This window comes from Tessaracoccus caeni (assembly GCF_029211185.1).
GTDB lineage: Bacteria > Actinomycetota > Actinomycetes > Propionibacteriales > Propionibacteriaceae > Arachnia > Arachnia caeni.
On sequence record NZ_JARGDO010000011.1, the window covers coordinates 1 to 16,899 of the forward strand.

General features: G+C 70.4%; 9 protein-coding genes. 4 read left to right on the forward strand and 5 right to left on the reverse strand.

The annotated features are described in order from the left end of the window. Nucleotides 1–187 precede the first annotated feature (187 nt). Complete coding sequence (locus tag P0D62_RS10950; protein WP_275702588.1) at nt 188–958, forward strand: endonuclease/exonuclease/phosphatase family protein; 771 nt, start codon at nt 188–190, stop codon at nt 956–958. Nucleotides 959–988: 30 nt separating this feature from the next. On the opposite strand, the gene P0D62_RS10955 is transcribed toward P0D62_RS10950, so the two are convergent. The 5 genes from P0D62_RS10955 to P0D62_RS10975 all read right to left on the reverse strand — a co-directional run bounded on the left by P0D62_RS10955 (nt 989) and on the right by P0D62_RS10975 (nt 13,296). After that, on the reverse strand, nt 989–3,409 hold the full coding sequence (locus tag P0D62_RS10955; protein WP_275702589.1) for a family 20 glycosylhydrolase: 2,421 nt from the start codon (nt 3,407–3,409) through the stop codon (nt 989–991). Between the two features lie 90 nt (nt 3,410–3,499). Next, entirely contained in the window at nt 3,500–6,643 is a 3,144-nt protein-coding gene (locus tag P0D62_RS10960) for a GH92 family glycosyl hydrolase (RefSeq protein ID WP_275702590.1), read from the reverse strand. A 215-nt stretch (nt 6,644–6,858) separates the two neighbouring features. Further along, complete coding sequence (locus P0D62_RS10965) at nt 6,859–8,043, reverse strand: glycoside hydrolase 5 family protein (RefSeq protein ID WP_275702591.1); 1,185 nt, start codon at nt 8,041–8,043, stop codon at nt 6,859–6,861. Between the two features lie 2 nt (nt 8,044–8,045). Further along, nucleotides 8,046–11,117, reverse strand: coding sequence for an alpha-mannosidase (locus P0D62_RS10970; protein WP_275702592.1), 3,072 nt, complete (start codon nt 11,115–11,117; stop codon nt 8,046–8,048). 454 nt (nt 11,118–11,571) lie between these two features. After that, nucleotides 11,572–13,296, reverse strand: a complete 1,725-nt coding sequence (locus P0D62_RS10975; protein ID WP_275702593.1) for a hypothetical protein — start codon at nt 13,294–13,296, stop codon at nt 11,572–11,574. Between the two features lie 103 nt (nt 13,297–13,399). On the opposite strand from P0D62_RS10975, the gene P0D62_RS10980 reads away from it, so the two are divergent. Genes P0D62_RS10980 through purH form a run of 3 tightly spaced genes read left to right on the forward strand, consistent with a single transcriptional unit; the run spans nt 13,400 to nt 16,831 of the window. Then, nucleotides 13,400–14,677 carry a cell division protein PerM gene (locus P0D62_RS10980; protein WP_275702594.1) on the forward strand — a complete coding sequence of 426 codons (1,278 nt, stop codon included), beginning with the start codon at nt 13,400–13,402 and terminating at the stop codon, nt 14,675–14,677. Nucleotides 14,678–14,681: 4 nt separating this feature from the next. Beyond that, nucleotides 14,682–15,263, forward strand: a complete 582-nt coding sequence (purN, locus tag P0D62_RS10985; RefSeq protein WP_275702595.1) for a phosphoribosylglycinamide formyltransferase — start codon at nt 14,682–14,684, stop codon at nt 15,261–15,263. 8 nt (nt 15,264–15,271) lie between these two features. Continuing rightward, the gene (purH, locus tag P0D62_RS10990) at nt 15,272–16,831 is read left to right on the forward strand and encodes a bifunctional phosphoribosylaminoimidazolecarboxamide formyltransferase/IMP cyclohydrolase (protein ID WP_275702596.1); all 1,560 of its coding nucleotides are present in this window, start codon (nt 15,272–15,274) and stop codon (nt 16,829–16,831) included. The last annotated feature ends 68 nt before the right edge of the window (nt 16,832–16,899 follow it).

Sequence of the window (16,899 nt, forward strand, 5' to 3'; positions counted from 1 at the left end):
GTGATCGCTCACTTCAAGAACTGGGGCATCCTGCATACCGACTACCGACGCCCATACCGAACATTCAAAAACACGATCTCCACCGTGGTCGCTCTACACCACTGGGCCACCGCCTGAATAAGGCTCAAGGATTTCTTTTTGTAAATCATGCTGGCGGGCGGGCGCCGTCTGAGATAGAAAGTTGCTCATGAACGTGACCCCCTTGACAGTGATGTCGGCCAACCTGTGGAACATCAACGAGCCGCTGCAGGAACGCATGCGCGTGTTCTCCGCCATGGTCGCCGAACTGCGCCCGGACGTGATCGCGATGCAGGAGGTTCGGCCCTTCCCGGGGTCTGCGGCCCGGCTGCAGCTGGAGCTCGTCGATGCGCTGGCCGACTACCACGTCCACTACAGCGTCGGCTGCACCTGGGATGGCCAGGCCGAGGGCCTCGCCATCGCGACCCGCGAGCCCGCCGCCGATGTCCGCACCTACCGGCTACCCGGCGGCGGCACGGAGCCCGACCGCGTCACCCAGTACGTGAGGGTTCCGAGCGGCGACGGCTGGGTCGGTGTGCTCAATGCCCACCTCGCCTACCAGGCGGACAGCGACGCGCTGCGCGTCGCCCAGGCCGAGTTCATCGGCGACGTCGTGGCAGAGCTCGCCGAACTCAGGCCCCGCGACGGGTTCGCCGTCTGCGGCGATCTGAACGCGACGCCCGACTCCGCCGCCGTCGCCCGCCTGTGCGAGCGCGGAGGCCTGGACAACCCCTGGCTCGAGATCTCCAGGGAACGCCCCAGCTTCGCCTCGGACAACCCCTACATGGGCGACTGGTCCGACACCGACTCCTGGCTGGACTACATCCTCACCCGAGGCGTGACCCCGTCAGCGCTCCGACTGATCGACGACTGGCCGGCCGGCCCGGCGTCGGACCATCACTTCCTGATCGTAGAACTGGGCGAGCCCGCCGGCAGGTGACACCTGCCGACGGGCTCGCTCATGCGGGAATCAGCCGCGATGCTCGTCCGGGCGACGGCGCAGGCCCTCGCCACCGTGCTGCCACGGCATGGCGCCGCCGACCGGGCGGTGGTTGAGGCCCGCGGCGTCCCAGCGGTGACCCGCCTGCACGAGGCGTGCGAAGAAGTCGCCCTCTGACGCCTTCGTCGTCGCCCAGCCGATCTCGGCGAGGGCGGCGACGCGCGGGAACGCCATGTACTCGACCTGCCGTTCCGTCGGCATGTACTCGGTCCACAGCTGCGCCTGCACGCCGAGCAGGCGGCCGGGGACGTCGTCGGGGACGCCCATCGCCGGGTCGTAGCCCAGCACCTTCTGCCAGGTGATCCCGCCGCCGATGGCGTAGGGCTCGGTCTCGTCGGTCGACTGGTACTGGTCGAGGTAGGTGTAGCCCCAGGTGCACATGACCGCGTCGTTGCCCTGCTGAAGAGCCTTGATGCCGGGCTCGTGGCCGCGCCACGACATGATCAGCGTGCCGGGAGCCTCGTGCTCCTCGATCACCTCGTCCCACGCCACCGCCCCGCGGCTGCGCTCGGCCAGCCAGGCGCGCATACGCTCGGTGAACCAGCGCTGCAGCTCGCCCGGACCGTCGACGCCGCGGGTCTCGGCCAGTTCGGCGGCAGCCGGGCTGTTCACCCACTGCGTCTTGGGGCACTCGTCGCCGCCGATGTGGATCCAGTAGGAGTAGGGGAACACGTCGAGCAGCTGGGTGAAGATCGCCTCGACCATCTCCATGGTCTCGTCGGTGAGGTGCAGCACCTCGTCGAAGACGCCGAAGTTCGGCGCCACAGGCTTGACCTCGGTGGCCCCCGGATCGCCGAACTGCGGGTACGCGGCCAGCAGCGAGCGGACGTGGCCCGGCAGGTCGACCTCGGGCACGATCATCACGCCGCGCGCCTGCGCGTAGCCGACGAGGGCCCGCAGCTGATCCTGGGTGTAGTACCCGCCGTGCGGCTGCCCGTCGTTGGTCTCCCATGCCGGGTTGTGCGTGTGGGCGCGCCAGGAGGCGGTGCGCACCAGCTCCGGGTAGCCGTCGACCTCGAAGCGCCAGCCCTGGTCGTCGGTGAGGTGCAGGTGCAGCACGTTCAGCTTGAGCGCGGCGAGCTGGTCGATGAACCGGTAGAGGAACGGCAGCGGCTGGAAGTGCCGCGCGACGTCGAGGTGGACGCCGCGCCAGCTGAAGCGGGGCGCGTCCTCGATGGTGACGAACGGCAGCTCGAGCGCGGCGCCGGGTACCGGGGCTGGACCGTTGACCCACGCGGGGAGCAGCTGACGCAGCGTGGCTCCCGCGGTCCAGAAGCCGGCCACGTCGGAGGCCGCGATGGTGACGCCGTCGGCGTCGACGACGAGGCGGTAGGCCTCATCGGGCAGGGCGGGGTCGTCGATCAGGCGCACCTGGGCGTCGTCGCCGGGGACGAGGACCAGGCCCGCGCCCGGGCCGACGGCGATGTCGAGGGCCCGAATGGCCTTCTCCTCGCCCGAGACGGCGGCCACGCGCGGCAGCGTGTAGCTTCCCTCGCCCCGCACCACGGACGACGGCGTCGGGATCAGGCCCAGCGCGTTGATCCGATCGGCGCCGTGCACCAGCGCGTCGTGCACGCGGTCGATCCACTCCCACGGCGCTGCCGCGTCGCCTGGCAGCGCGCGATAGTACTCCCACACGTCGACGCCGCCGATGTTCGGGTAGGTCGCGGCGATCTGGCTGAGGGTGGCGCACTGCCGGTCGATGTCGACGTAGCCGTGGGCATCCTCGGGGTGGCCGACGACGCCGAGCACCAGCTTGTCGACGGGGTAGACGCCGCGGTCGATGATGCGCTGGACGTCGCGGGTGTCCTCCAGGCTGCCGTAGCCGCTGTAGAACTGGATCTGCACCCAGTCGATCTGCTCGCCGCGCCGGCGGTACAGCTCCTCGTAGTCGAAGCCGGAGAGGTTGTCGCCGCCCCACATGGCGGAGGCGACGGGGGCGAGGATGATGTCGAACTCGGACCCGAAGTCGGCGCGCAGCTGGTCGATCAGGCGGATCACACCGTCGAGGCTCATGTCCTGCTCGACGTCGATATCGACGCCCTGGATGGCGTGCGCGCGCAAGAAATCGCGCAGCGCAGGGTAGTAGGTGTCGAAGTCGTCGCCGTCGAGCTTGCACATGGTGCCGGGGGCCCAGCCGCCCACCATCACCATGACGGGAACGCCGCGCTCCTGGACCTGGGCGGCCTCGGCCCACAACTGCTCGTGGTGCGGGTCATCGTGCGGGTGGTCGTTCAGGGTGACGACGCCGTCGTCGGTGATGTGAACGGCGGCGAGGATGAGGTGGGTGAGGTTGCCGCTGTCCACCATGGGGAGCAGCGGGACGAAGGTGTCGCCGTGGCCGTGTTCCTGGTGGTAGACGACGACGCGGGGCGTGGAGGATGAAGACATGAAAAGAAACTCCGATGGGAAAATCTGGGTGCGATGAGATGAGGGGATGACGGGGACGTTGCGGGGACGGAGATCCCGCGCGGCCTCTCGTTATGGCGGCGGTGCCTGTGCGGCGGCGCGGGCACGGGGGACGAGAACCTGGACCTGCCGAAGGGAGGCGGGGCCGGACCACTCCAGCCGCAGCCGACGGCTGGGGGCGGGCAGGACGACGTCGAACGGACGGGTCTGGCACGGCCAGTCCCAGGTCTCTTCGCGGAACTGGGCGACGGGGAGCCACTCGCCGCCCTGCTCGGTGAGGACTGCGAGGTCACCTCGGCCGGGCTCGTCGAGCGTGACCGTCAGCTGGATCGTCTCGTCCGCGTCGGCGTCGAGGCTGAGCGTGAGCGACGCGGCGTCGGCGATAGGGAACGGCGTGGCGCCCTCGTCGTTGCTCAGCTCGGACGCCTCGCGGCCGTCGATCGCGACACCGGCCAGCGCGTCGCGCCACGCGAGTGCGGGAGCGTCGTCGGGGGCGAAGTACGGGACGTCGGGCATGGGCTCGCACCAGTCGACGGGGACCGCGCTCAGCTGCACCTCGAGCGTGCCGCCCTCATGCAGCACGGAGGTGGGGATGGTGGGACGACGCCAGGGGGCGCCGTTGAGGGTGACGGCGCCGATGTAGCGGCCCTCGCCCTCGGTGCGGATGGTCAGCGCGGGCGCGCCGATGGGCGCCAGCTCGAAGACGGGCTGCCGTGGCACGCCGATCAGGAACTCGCCGGCGCCGACCTGGAGCGGATACAGCCCCATCTGGCCGAACAGGTGCCAGGCCGACATCTCGCCGTTGTCCTCGTCGCCGGGGAAGCCCTGGCCGATGTGCATGCCCAGGAAGAGCCGGCCGAGCGCTTCTTCGACCTTCTCGGCTGCGCGCCACGGGCGGTCGGTGAACGCGTACATCCACGGCACGTGGTGGGCCGGCTGGTTCGACAGCCCGCACATGCCCAGCCTGAGGTCGCGCGCCTCGCTCATCTCGTGGATCACGAAGCCGTAGCTGCCCGAGTGCTCCAGCAGCCCGGTCTCCGGCTCGGCGAACAGATCGTCGAGGGCGTCGCCCAGGGCGCTCGGGCCGCCGAACAGCTGAGCGAGCCCCGTCCCGTCGTGATGGACGAGGAAGCGGGAGCCCCAGGCATTGGTCTCGGTGTGGCCGCCGCCCCAGATGCGCGGGTCGAAGGGCTCGTCGGCGAAGGCGCCCGAGGCGTCGCGGGGACGGAAGAACAGCGAGTCGGCGTCCAGCAGGCGGTCGTAGTCCAGGGCGCGCCCGGCCAGGTAGCGGGCCTCCGCCCGGTACCTCGCGGCCTGCGCGTCTTCGCTCCTCCGGGCCAGCTCGCGCGCGAGCACCGCCGCGCCCGCATCGTTGATGGCACCCTCGAGCGTCCACGACACCGACTCGTCGACGGTCGATGACGTGTAGCCGCGGAACAGCGTCGCCGGCAGGTCGGCCCGCCCGAAATGGGCCTCGGTGGAGGCGGCGGTGGCGTTGCGCAGCGCGGAACGATAGGCGGTGACGAGGTCGAATCCCTCGATGCCGCTGGAGACCGCGTCGGCCGCGACGATGTCGAGGCTGGTGCCCACCATGCAGTCGACCGGCACACCGGCGCTCCAGCGGGCTGACCAGTCGCCCACCCGGAAGTGCTCGAGGAAGCCCTCGACCAGTTCGCCCGCCAGCGCGGGCGCCAGCAGATGGAACGCGGGCCAGCAGGTGCGGTAGGTGTCCCAGAAGCCGTGGTCGGTGAGGAAGCTGCCCGCGTGCACTTCGCGCCCGGTCTCGGTCGCGGTGTCGGGGCCACGCCGCCGGACCGGGTCGGCGTAGCGCGGACCGTCGGGGGTCTGCTCGTGGTGGAAGGTCGGGTAGCAGAACAGCCGGTAGAGGTCGGAGGCGACGGCGCGGGCCGCGTCGTCAGAAGCCCCCGGCGCATCGACGACGCCGAGCACCGAGTTCCAGGACCGCTCGGCCGTGCGGGCGACCTCATCCAGCGGGAGGCCCTCGACGGCGCCCTTCGCGTAGGCGGCCTGCACCTGTGAGATGAAGGAGGTTCCCACCTCGACCCGCAGCGCGGCCCCCTCGTCGGGAGTGATGCGGAGGGTGGGGCCCTCGCCGGGCACCTCCTCGACCTCGGCGCCGCTGAGCGACAGCTTGTACCACGAGGTGAGCGCGGTCTCCGGGTCGCCGTCGCTGCGGACCGCCAGCCTGACCGTCGTGCCTTCGACGGCGACGTGGTCGATCCGGCCGGCCGGCACGGTCAACTGCAGATATCCGGTCTCGGGGAAGGCTACCTCGGCCAGGACGGCGTCGCTGGCGGCCGTGCCGTCGATGCGGATGCCGGAGCCGGTGCGCAGGCTGTAGCGGTGCGGCAGGGCCAGCTCGTCGTCGTGGCTGAAAGGCTCGGATACGACGCGTCCGTCGGCATCCAGCGCGCGACCGATCCGGAGCCCGAGCGGCCCCCGATCGCCGATCCAGATGCTGGGGGAGCGGGTGATCAGAAGGCCGGCGAGCCGAGGTCCGGTGCCGACGCTGTGCGCCGACCAGCTGTACGCCCAGGCCCGGTCCTCGAAGCTGGTGGCCGGCGTCAGGTAGCAGCCGCCGTGCGGAACGCCCGTCAGCGGCTGGGTGAGGCCCCGGGAACGGCGCGGCGACGAGTGAGAACCGCGGGTGGTGAGCACCCGCTCGGCCGGCGAGTCGGGCAGCGGCGCGGCCGGGGCGAGCCGCGGCCCGTCCACCCAGCCGACCAGCTCGTCGGCGGTGTCGCCATGAGCCGGTCCGGGGTCGACGATGAGCCGCACCTCGCGGATCCGGCGCCCCGCCCACGCGGAGAGATCGAGGCGGCGGTGGTTCCACTGCTCCGGCCAGTCGATACCGCGGCGGGCGGCGGCTTCGGCGGGAAGCCCGTCCACCTCGATGGCGTCGGGGCCGACGGCGGAACCGTCGTCGAAGATCACGTCGATGCCGGTGCCGCAGGCGCGGAACCCGTCGGGCCAGGCCGTGGCGGCGTGGTCGTAGGCGGGGAAGACCGCCCACTCGAGGACATCGCCCTCGGCGACCTCCGTCCCAGCCAGCGGCGTCGGCCACTCCAGATGGTGGCGTCGCTCGGTGGCTGCCTCGACGACGTAGCGAAGGCAGTGGTCCGACCAAAGACCGGTTTCCGGCGCGGCGGCCGGAGCGGGTTCAGGCCCTTGGTGCGGCCTGAGCTCGGGAATCATGCGATGTCCTAGGGGTATCTATGCAGAAGGTCAGGGTGAGATGGCTTCCGGTTAGGGCCTGTTGCGGAAATGGTGGCCGTAGCGAGCGGCGTCATGGTGCGTCAGATGCAAGGCGCAGGAGGAAAACGCTAGTGGACCTAACGTTGACGAGTGCAACGAAGCAGATGGCGTGCCAGGGCGTCGCGTAGTAGGCCACTCCATTTTCGTAATAGGTCCTAAACGCGGCGCAGCGCGGCGACCTCGCCATCGGCGAAGCGGGCCTGCCACTCGTCGAAGATCGGGCCCATCGGGCTGGTGGTGCTCCGGCCGAAGCCGGTCTCCCAATCCGCAGCGAACTCCAGCGTAGTCGCGTCGTCGGACGATGCAACTCCGGGCGTGTCGATCGCTCGCAGCTCGCCGATCCGCTCGGCGAGCTGCCGTGCCTCCGGCTTGGGCGTGCCATCCGTGGTGAACAGGCCGAGGCTGTACTCGAGTTCCGGGAAGTCGAGCAGGTCGCGGCTCACGTCATGGCTGCACCACCAGGTGATCGCTTCGAGGCCAGGCGTGCCGGCCACCGCGTCGATGGTGTCGTTCAGGAAGCCGGCGGCCGCCTCGTCGCTGACGTGGGTGCGGGGTGCGCCCACCTCCTGCAGCCAGAGCGGGCGGGCGGGGTCGGGCGACCAGGCGCGGCCGAGCTCCAGGAGATACCGCGGGAACGACGCGAGAGCCGAGTGCCCGGAGCCGTAACGCGGGCCGACCTGGGAGAACACCCAGGAATGCACCGTCGTGGCCGCGCCTCGGGTCACGGCGTGCCGCGGGGTGAACGGGTGCTCGTCCACGAACCACAGGCCGTCGTCGAAGCCGTGATGGTGCCGACCCTCCGGCCAGGCCTCTTCCAGCGGGACGAGGAGACGGTCGAACCAGGCATCGATGTCCGACGGGGTCGCGAGGGACACCGTCGGGTGCCGGTGCGAGGGGGAGGGGGCGGCGAACTGGGGGAACTCATTGCCCAACGTCATCCCGGTCATCGCAGGATGCTCGCGGAGCGCGGCCCCCAGCTCCTCCACCAGCGCCGCCTCGCCGGCGATCGCCACCTCGTCGGTGAAGAGGTTGGTCCAGTGCCAGGTCGTGACCCAGGCAGGCAGGAAGTCGTAGCTGGACAGGTGCCCGTTGAGCGCGTCCACGCTCACGTCGAGCCCCGCCGCCTGCGCGGCGTCGACCACCGCGAGCACATCGGCGATCGCCCGGGGCCGGATGAGGCCACGGTTGGGCTGCAGCAGCGGCCACAGCGGGAACACCCGCACGTGGTCGAGCCCCAGCGCCGCGATGGCCTCGAAGTCGGCCGACACCTCGTCGATGTCGAGATCCAGCCAGCTGTGGAACCAGCCCTTGCGCGGCGTGTAGTTGACTCCTACCCGCATATTCAGCGCTCCCAGCGGATGGTCGCCACCTGGAACGGGCGGAGCGTGATCCCGACCGTGCCGTCGCTGAGCGCGGTGGTGACAGCGGTGGGCGCGACCTGCTGGCCGGGGGTGCCGGCGACCAGTTCGGTTTCCAGCAGATCCGTCTCGACGGCGGAGGTGGCCGCGAAACCGGCGGTCAGGGTGGCCGTCGCACGGCGGCCGTACGGCTCGTAGAGGCGCACGATCACGTCTCCGGAGCCGTCCTCGGCCAGCTTCACGCCCTCGACGGCGACGGGGCCGTCGATATCGATCAGCGGCGCGACCGGGTTGCCGGACACGGTGCGGGGGGACAGGTTGGCCGCGTAGCCATCGGCCACCGCCTCCTCGATGCCGGCGCCGGGGTGCACGGTGAAGGAGAAGCTGTGCTCGCCGACATCGGTGCGCGGGTCGGGGTAGCGGGCGCCTTTGAGCAGCGACGCGCGGACCAGCGAGTAGGTGCCGCCGGCCTCGCGGGCGTGCCGGGTGACGTCCCAGCCGTAGGTCTGGCTGTTGGCGATCGCGACGCCGAAGCCGGGCTCGGACACGTGCACCCAGCGGTGCGCATTGACCTCGAACCGGTGTGCATCCCACGAGGTGTTCGTGTGCGTGGGACGCACCAGGTGGCCCATCTCGATCTCGAAGGCGGCGTGGTCGGTGTGCACGTCGACGGGCCAGGCGAGCTTGAGTAGCGAGTCGCGCTCCTTCCAGTCGACGTCCACGCGCACGTGCAGCCGCGGGTCGCCCGGAAGCAGGGTGAGCGTCTGGGTGGCCGACGAGTCGCCGAAGGCGCGCCGCACGACGACGCTGACGCCGCCGTCGGCCTCCACCAGTTCGGGCGCGCCGTCGGTGAGATTGGTGACGGTGTTGAACGCGAACGGGTCGATGTCCCAGGCGTCCCACATGTTCGGGAAGTCGGGGTGCATCTGCAGCAGGTTGCCGACGACGCCCGTCGGGATGACGTCGCGCCCGGAGGCGAGGTCGACCAGCGAGGTGACAAGGCCCTTTTCGTCGACGCTGAGCCGAACGAGGCCGTTGTCGACGGCGAGGCCCTCGGCCGTGACGACGGAGCCCGCCGTCTCGGTGACGCCGGCGCCGAGGGCGGCGACGCCGTCGCGAACCAGCGGGGAGGCGTTGAAGGTGACGGCCTGGTCGCCCGTGCCGACGAGGAGGCGCTGGGCCTCGTCGATCAGCGCGGTCAGCTCGTCGGAGATCCTCGCGAAGCCCTCGCGGACCTCGTCGTAGACCCAGGCGATGCAGGTGCCGGGCAGGATGTCGTGGAACTGGTACAGGCAGACCTCGCGCCAGATGTCGCCGAACCGCTCGAGCGGGTACTCCATGAGGCCGCGGGCCGCGGCGGTCGCGCACCACAGCTCGGCTTCGCGCAGCAGGTGCTCGCTGCGGCGGTTGCCGGCCTTGACGGCCGCGACAGAGGTGAACGTGCCGCGGTGGGCCTCGAGGTACAGCTCGCCGACCCAGACGCTGGGCGACTCGTGCTCGGCCTCGGCGCGGGCGAAGAACTCCGCCGGCGGCTCGATGTGCACGCGGGGCGAGCCCTCGAGATCCTTGGTGCGGGCGGCCTGCATCAGCATCTCGCGGGTGGGACCGCCGCCGCCGTCGCCGTAGCCGAACGGGACTAGCGAGGTGGCGCTGCGGCCCTTGTCGCGGAAGTTCTTGGCCGCGTGCGAGAGGTTGCCGCCGTTCAGGTCGGAGCCGTAGGTGTCGGCCGGCGGGAAGTGCGTGAAGATGCGGGTGCCGTCGATGCCCTCCCACCAGAACGAGTGGTGGGGGAACGCGTCGACCTGGTTCCAGGAGATCTTCTGAGTCAGGAACCACTGCGCGCCGGCCAGCTTGGCGAGCTGCGGGAGCGCGCCGGAGTAGCCGAAGGAGTCGGGCAGCCACACCTCGGGGCAGGTGACGCCGAACTTGTCGCGGTAGTACGCGCGGCCGTACAGCAGCTGGCGACACATCGCCTCGCCGCCGGGCAGGTTCGCGTCGGACTCCACCCACATGCCGCCGACGGGGATGACGCCGCCGTCGGCCACAGCCTTGCGCAGGCGCTCGAACAGCTCCGGGTGATCCTCTTCGAGCCACGCCGCGTGCTGCGCCGCGGGGAAGGCGAACTTGTGCTCCGGATGAAGCTCCAGCAGGTTCAGCTGGTTGGCGACGGTGCGGGCCACCTTGCGGCGGGTCTCACGCAGGGGCCACAGCCACGCGGAGTCGATGTGGGCGTGCCCGACGGCGGTCAGCGTGTGTGCCGAGGCCGCAGCGGGGCGTGCCAGCACGTCGGCCAGCTCGGCGCGGGCGGCGGCCGCCGTCGCGGGGACGTCGAACAGGGCGATCCGGTCGAGGGCGCGGTCCAGTGCGCGCCGGATCTCCCAGCGTCGCTCGCTGTCCTCGGGGAGCTGATCGGCGAGCTGACGCAGCGTCGTGATGTCGGCCGAGAGTTCGCGGACCTCCTGATGCACGAGGACGAGGTCGGCGCGCCGGAGCGTGTAGATGGGCGCGGGCCCCGACGTGGGCTTCTCGCCGAGCTCCGTCTCGATGAAGGCGGGAACGCCCAGCACGACGGGGTTGGCGGCGGCCTCGAGGAAGAACTCGAACCGGCCGTCGGCGTCGGGCTCGACGGGCACCCACTGGTTCCTGGGGTTGTGGCCCTTGATGATGCTGCCGTCGGCGCGGTAGACGAGGCCCTCGCACTGGAAGCCGGGGGAGTCGTACTCGCCGCCGAGGTCGATCAGGGCCTCGAGCTGCTGACCGCGATGAGACTCGGGGATGGTTCCGCGGAAGCGCATCCAGGTGGTGCCCCAGGCGGGCCCCCACGGGGCGCCGACCTGGAACGGCTCGTAGTCGAGCGCGAGGCCGACCGACGGAGGTACCGGTTCCCCTTGGCCGACGACGCCTGGCACGGCGCCGATGGCGGTGGAGTCGGGGGCATCGGTCAGCGGGGCGACAGCGACCTCAAGCTGTGCGACGATGCTCACCTCCGCGGGAACGATTTTTTCCCGAAGGTGGCGGGTAACCCGCCCGTCCAGTATGGGGGCGTGATCGTGCATGAATGAACGGGCCTTCCGAACGCTTTATATGTTGTCAGTGACGGTAAAGAGTGCTGAATCAATGCGGCGCTCCGCTGGGGAGCTGCCACGTGGGATGGGACGGTCCACCGCTGGCTTGTGAGTGTATTGGACACGCTCGCGCAAGATGGTGAGGTGGTGTTTATCTCCCGTGTCGTGGGCTGCGGTCGCTGCCGTCATCGATCAGTACTTGCTTAACACTAATTCGCTTTAGCAGTGTCCGCAAGACGGTCCCTGTTGGAGGTGGGGGTGGCTCTTTTCGAGGCTCCGCTGCGCTCCGCACCTCAAAGAGCGCCTATGGTGCTTCGCGCTGGTCCTGATTGTCGAGGCTCCGCTGCGCTCCGCACCTCAAAGAGCGTGAAGGGCGCTCCGCACTCGCCTTGATTGTCGAGGCTCCGCTGCGCTCCGCACCTCAAAGAGCGTGGGGGAGGGTGGGTCAGGCCTGGGTGGCTCGTTCGCCGAGGCGCTTGGCGACCTCGGCGAGCTGGACCTCGCTGAACTGGTAGTCCTCGTACACGGTGGCGAGCAGGTAGCTGACGCGGTTGCCCGAGACGGTGATGGCCAACTGGTAGTACACGGGCTTGTCGGAGGTCTCGCGTTCGATCGCGAATGAACGAGCCGTCACCTTGACGTCGTTCTTGCCGACCGACTTGGCTCCCTCGTGCTCCGTGACGGTGGTGCCCAACGCGCGTTCCTGACAATCGGCGAGGTTGTCGCCGAGCTTCTTGGCGAACTTCTTGGCGTCCTTGGTGTTCTCGAAGGTGAAGCGCATCTCGTCGAGGCCGAAGCCTTCCAGAGCCTTGTCATCCTGGGTCAGCAGCAGGGAGCTCTGCTCGCGCAGCGTGGGACCCGATTCGGTGGCCAGCGTCATGTCCTCGCAGCCCATGCCGCGGCTGGTCAGCTCGCCTGGCTGCGTCATCTTCCAGCGGCCCACACCGGGACGCAGGCGGGGCAGATCCGACGGGACCAGCCAGCCGACCGGGTCGGTCTCGGGTACCACGACGGGAGCCACCTCGGCTTCGCCCGTCGGGCAGGTTCCGCCGAGCGTGCAGACCTTGGTCAGCGAGGCCCGCAGAGCGGAGGCCAGGACCGCCGGCTCCACCGGCGCGTCCAGCTGGGTCACGTCGAGGATGCCGAGAGCGTTCCCGGTGCGGGTCAGCAGCACGGTGTGGAACTGGGTCTCGGCGTCCTCGTAGACGACGGTCAACTGATGAGTCTCGTCCGCGAGGCCGTCGACGACCGAGGACGACACGATCCTCGCGGGTACCTCGGAGCACGCGGCCAGCGACGTCAGCCGGCCGGCCAGCACCTCCTTGGCTGCGTTCTCGTCGGCGTAGACGTCGATCTGGTGCAGCGCTGCGAGCTTGTTGTCCTCCGTGGTGCCGAGCGAGCGCTGCATCGAGACGGTGGCGTTGATCAGATCGGGGTCGGTGCTCAGGCACGCCGCCCGCCCGCGCTTGTCGGCGGGGTTGGTGGACGTGTCGGTGACGACCCAGGTGGCGGTGCCGCTGATGGCCGCGGCGTCCTTCTCGGTCAGCAGAGCCGTCTCGTTCAGCGCCGGAATGGTCGGTGAGGGCGACGGCGACGGGTTGGTCTCGACCGGCAGGTTCGAGCGCCGTATGAAGTAGGTGACGGTGGCCACGACGAGCGCGGCGGCGACGATGATGGCCGCCCAGGTGACCAGGGCCTTGCGGTGATGCTCCCACCACGAGCCGTCGGCGGGTGGAGCCTCCACGGGCGGGGCCGGCGGTTCTGGGGAGGACGGCGATGCGGGGGTGGGCCCGGAGACGGGCGACATGGCGGACCGGCGCGGTGCCGCGTCGACGACATCCTCGGCCCCGGGCGGTGTGATCGAACTGAGAGCGGAACGCCGCGGGGCTGGACCGTCCTCCTCCGAGTAGATGCCGGAGAAGCGCTGCGGCATGGCGGGGGAGGGCACGAAGCTCTCCGGCGCGTGACTCGCGATGTCCTCGGGGCGGGCGAACGGGCTGCGCTGTGGTGCCGCCACCTCGTCGGGGAGGTCGTTGATCTCCTCCTCGATCGGCTCGGCGCGTCGAGCCCGTGTGGGCGCTGGGGTATCGTCCACCTCGGTCGGGTCGACGGTCTCCTCGCCCTCGGAAAACAGACCGCGCCGCGCACGCGGCTTCTGCGAGTCTGTCATGGGGCACCTCCGGAGACTTGGACCAGCCCGCTCGGCGAACGGGCGTGACCCAGATTATCAAGGCCGGAAACCCACCCGTGTGTTCGAAGGAAGGTTGTACGACGTGGCGGAGCGAAACTCGACCCCCCGCACGGTCACCGTCGACCTCGACGCGGCCCCCCCGCGCCCGCATCGCAGGGTGCCCGGACCCTGGTGGGCCCTCGCCGGAGGCGGAGCGCTCGTGGTGCTCGTCGCGGGCTGGATCATCGTGGGCGGGGCGATCACGGTGGGATGGCTGGTCACACCCGACGCGACGTTCGCTCCGGTGCTCAGGCTGGCCACCCAGGGCCTCGCGCTGGCGCACGGGGTGCCGGCGCAGATCGCTCCGATCACGGTCGGCATCGCCCCGCTCGGGCTGACGCTGGTGCTCATGGCCCTCGCGGTGCCGATCACGTCGCTGGCCGCTCGCCAGGCCGCCAGCGATTCGGGCAAGCCCGACGACACCGGCCGCATCTGGGTCGACGTCGAACCCTTCGTGCTGCGGGTCGGGCTCACCTTCACCGCCACCTATACCCTCGGCCTGGTGTTGGTCACGACGACCGTCCTGGGCACCGGAACCGGCTGGAACGCCGTTCTCGGCGGCGTGCTGGTGGGTGGCCTCGCCGGCTTCTGGGGTGCGGCCCGCGGTGTCGGCTACGACCTCACGGCGCGCGTCCCGGCATGGGCCAGGGCGCTGCCCCGAGCCTTGACGTTGTCGTCGCTCGCTCTGCTCGCCGGCGGAGCGGCGGTGCTCACCTACGCCTTGTGGTCCGGACGCGCGCAGGTGGAGAGCCTGATGGAATCGCTTGGCGGCGGTGCCGTCGGCGGCGTCCTGCTCTTGCTCCTTCAACTCGCCTACCTCCCCAACGCGGTCCTGTGGGGCATCTCGTTCGTCCTGGGGTCAGGGGTGCGGCTGGGTGAACTCACCAGCCTCAGCATGCAGGGCAGCGAGGTGGGGTTCCTTCCCGCGCTTCCGATCTTCGGCGCCGTCCCCGAGCAGATCGGGCAGTGGGCCTACGCCTGGCTCGTCGTCGGCCTGTTCGCCGGGGCCGTCGCCGGCGCGGTGGTCGTTCTGGACCGTCCCCGGGCCCATCCGTTGGAGACCACCGCGGCCGGAGCGATCGCGGGTCTCGTCGCGGCGGTGCCCGTGGTGCTGGCAGGCCTCGTATCGGGCGGTGCGCTCGGTACGGAACGGCTGGCCTGGTTGGGCCCGGACCTCGGCCGGCTCGTCGTTTTCCCGCCGGCCGTGCTGGGCCTGGCCGGCGCGCTCGCCGGCTTGGCGATCGGCCTCTGGATCCGTCCGCCCGACAAACCGGAAGACAAGGCGCCCGCGCAGGAGGGTGGCTCCGAGGCCGTAAGCTAGGCGCGTGACTTTGCGCGTCGTCGTCCTCTTGTCCGGAACAGGCACCCTGTGTCAGGCGCTGTTCGACGCGATCGACGCCGGTCAGGTGGATGCCCAGGTGGTGGCCGTCATCGCGGATCAGGGCGACGCTCAGGGCCTCGAACGGGCCAGGACGCGCGGCATTCCTGCGATCTCTCATCCGTTCGCCAAGGGATCCGACCGGGGCGCATGGGACGCGGAGTTGCGCGACATCGTCGCCTCGTGTCAGCCGGATCTGGTGGCCAGCGCCGGCTTCATGAAGCTGCTCGGGCCCGCGTTCCTGGAGGCGTTCGGCGGGCGCACCATCAACACGCACCCGGCGCTGCTGCCGTCCTTCCCCGGAATGCACGGGCCGCGCGACGCACTGCGGGCCGGCGTCAAGGTCTCCGGGGCCACCGTCTTCCTCGTCGATGCCGGCGTCGACACCGGTAAGATCCTGCTGCAAGAGGCCGTGAACGTACACGACGACGACACGGTTGACACCCTGCACGAACGCATCAAGGTGGTCGAACGCCGCCTGCTGGTCAAAGCCGTGGCCGAATGGCCGCCCCCGTCCGCTCACATCTGAGGAGAAGCATGACCGATCGGATCGCGCTGCGGCGCGCACTGGTTTCCGTCTACGACAAGGCCGGCCTGGTCGAGATCGGGCAGGAGCTGGCCGCCGCCGGGGTGGAGATCGTCTCCACCGGATCCACCGCCAAGGTGCTGGCCGAAGCCGGCGTGCCCGTGATTCCCGTGGAGGACGTGACGGGCTTCCCCGAGTGCCTCGACGGGCGCGTCAAGACGCTGCACCCGCGCGTGCACGCGGGAATCCTGGCCGATCGTCGCCTGGAGACCCACCGCGAGCAGCTCGAGGAGCTGGGCGTCGCGCCCTTCGACCTGGTGATCACCAACCTCTACCCCTTCGCCGCGACGGTGGCCTCCGGTGCCGGGCAGGACGAGTGCATCGAGCAGATCGACATCGGCGGTCCCAGCATGGTGCGCGCCGCCGCCAAGAACCACCCGTCCGTGGCGGTGGTCACCTCCGCCGGCCAGTACGAGGCGCTCCGCACAGCGCTGGCCGAGGGCGGCTTCACGCTGGCCCAGCGCCAGCAGCTGGCCGCCGCCGCCTTCGTGCACACCGCCAGCTACGACGTGGCCGTGGCCAGCTGGATGGGCAGCGTCCTCACCGACAGCTCGGGCGGCGACGGCTTCCCGGCCTGGATCGGCGGCGCGTGGGAGAAGGTCGGCACGCTGCGCTACGGCGAGAACAGCCACCAGCCGGCCGCGCTCTACAGCTACCCGGCGGGCCCCGCGGGCATCACCCAGGCCGAGCAGCTGCACGGCAAGGAGATGAGCTACAACAACTACACCGACGGCGACGCCGCTTACCGCGCGGCCTACGATTTCACCGAGCCCGCCGTCGCCATCATCAAGCACGCCAACCCGTGCGGCATCGCGGTCGGCGCCGACATCGCCGACGCGCACCGCAAGGCCCATGCCTGCGACCCGGTCTCCGCCTTCGGCGGTGTGATCGCCACCAACCGCCCGGTCAGCGTCGAGATGGCCGCTCAGGTGGCCGAGATCTTCACCGAGGTGATCATCGCTCCCGGTTTCGAGGACGGCGCGCTGGAGATCCTCACCAAGAAGAAGAACATCCGCGTGCTGCGGGCCCCGGCCTACACCCATCGCGCGCGGCAGCTGCAGCCCATCTCGGGCGGCGCGCTGCTGCAGGCGCCCGACCGGATCGACGCCCCCGGCGACGACGTCGCCAACTGGACGCTCGCCGCCGGCGAGCCGGCCGACGAGGCCACCTTGGCCGACCTGGCCTTCGCCTGGCGCGCGGTGCGGGCCGTGAAGTCGAACGCGATCCTGCTCGCCAAGGACGGCGCCTCCGTGGGCGTCGGCATGGGCCAGGTCAACCGCGTCGACTCCTGCCACCTCGCCGTCGATCGTGCGGGAGAGCGGGCCGCCGGCTCCGTCGCCTCGTCGGATGCCTTCTTCCCGTTCGCGGACGGACCTCAGGTGCTGCTGGATGCGGGCGTGCGCGCCATCGTTCAGCCGGGCGGCTCGGTGCGCGACCAGGAGGTCATCGACGCCGTCGCCGCGGCGGGCATCACGATGTACTTCACCGGCACCCGGCACTTCTTCCACTAAACGGCGCCGTCATCAAACGGCGCTGTCACTGAGCACAGCTTCCATTCCCACAACCCGACCGAGAGGGG

Bases quoted from the DNA above. Each gene is read 5' to 3' on its own strand.
- P0D62_RS10950 (WP_275702588.1), top strand. From the start codon at position 188: ATGAACGTGACCCCCTTGACAGTGATGTCGGCCAACCTGTGGAACATC.
- purH (WP_275702596.1), top strand. From the start codon at position 15,272: ATGACCGATCGGATCGCGCTGCGGCGCGCACTGGTTTCCGTCTACGAC.
- P0D62_RS10960 (WP_275702590.1), bottom strand. From the start codon at position 6,643: ATGATTCCCGAGCTCAGGCCGCACCAAGGGCCTGAACCCGCTCCGGCC.
- P0D62_RS10955 (WP_275702589.1), bottom strand. From the start codon at position 3,409: ATGTCTTCATCCTCCACGCCCCGCGTCGTCGTCTACCACCAGGAACAC.
- P0D62_RS10970 (WP_275702592.1), bottom strand. From the start codon at position 11,117: ATGCACGATCACGCCCCCATACTGGACGGGCGGGTTACCCGCCACCTT.
- P0D62_RS10975 (WP_275702593.1), bottom strand. From the start codon at position 13,296: ATGACAGACTCGCAGAAGCCGCGTGCGCGGCGCGGTCTGTTTTCCGAG.
- P0D62_RS10965 (WP_275702591.1), bottom strand. From the start codon at position 8,043: ATGCGGGTAGGAGTCAACTACACGCCGCGCAAGGGCTGGTTCCACAGC.